This is a genomic window from Mesorhizobium sp. M5C.F.Ca.IN.020.29.1.1 (assembly GCF_003997375.1).
Classification (GTDB): Bacteria; Pseudomonadota; Alphaproteobacteria; order Rhizobiales; family Rhizobiaceae; genus Mesorhizobium; species Mesorhizobium wenxiniae.
In genome coordinates this window covers 1-923 of sequence record NZ_RZSW01001053.1, presented here as the reverse complement: position 1 = coordinate 923, position 923 = coordinate 1, and the positions used below count along the sequence as shown (strand labels likewise).

At 66.7% G+C, this 923-nt stretch carries 1 protein-coding gene and 1 pseudogene; one reads left to right on the top strand and one right to left on the bottom strand.

Features of this window, described 5'->3' with window-relative positions:
* Nucleotides 1-312: nucleoside deaminase (locus tag EOA85_RS36145; protein WP_164760174.1), on the bottom strand; the 312-nt coding region annotated here is incomplete at its 3' end.
* Nucleotides 313-487: 175 nt separating this feature from the next.
* Here EOA85_RS36145 and EOA85_RS36140 point away from each other — a divergent pair.
* Nucleotides 488-923 (top strand): annotated as a pseudogene (locus EOA85_RS36140) (RNA pseudouridine synthase); the annotation flags it as partial.

The following is a 923-nucleotide window of genomic DNA, read 5'->3' as shown; positions in this document are numbered from 1 at the left end:
CTCGTCGGCGGCGCCGAAATAGAGCCGGCGCAACCTGGCGAAGGAAATGGCGCCGGCGCACATGGCGCAGGGCTCCAGCGTCACATAGAGATCATGGCCGGTGAGCCGCTCGCTCGACAGCTGGCGGCAGGCCTCGCGGATCGCCAGCATCTCGGCATGGGCGGTGGGGTCGGAAAGCTCGCGGGTGCGGTTGCCGGCACTGGCAACGACCATATCGCCGCTGGCGATGACCGCGCCGACCGGCACTTCGCCGCGCAAGGCGGCGGCTTCGGCCTCCTTCAGCGCCAGCGCCATGAAATCCGGCCGCTTCAAGCGGTTTCCATTCCTATTATCTCCTCGCTACTCCGGCGTGATCCTGTTATCTAGCGCATGACCCCGAAAACCGGAATCGGATTCGGAAGGGATCATGCGCCAAATCAAAGTCCTACAGCGTCCTTTGCGCGTCCGTACGGACGCGCGGCGCTGTAGTACAAACGAGCAAAGCCACATGGACGACAAAGACAAGAAATTCCCGCGCCAAAAGGGTCCCCGCAAGAACGGCCCGAAACCGTCGGGCCCGCGTGGTCGTGATACCGCTGCCGGCAAGGGCGGTAAGCCGTCCTTCGGCGCGAAAAAGCCGTACGCGCCGCGCGGCGATCGACCGATGGCGGCTGACGGCGAGCGGCCGAAGCGTGACTTCAAAAGCGGCGACCGGCTGATCGGCAAGGGGCCGCGCCCTGTAGGCAAGCCCTATGAAAAGCGTGAGGGGCCGCGCAAGCCATACGCCCCGCGCGGCGACCGCCCGATGGCGGCTGACGGCGAGCGGCCGAAGCGCGACTTCAAAAGTGGCGACCGGCCGTTCGGCAAGGGGCCGCGCCCTGAAGGCAAGCCCTATGAAAAGCGTGAGGGGCCGCGCAAGCCATACGCCCCGCGCGGCGACCGCC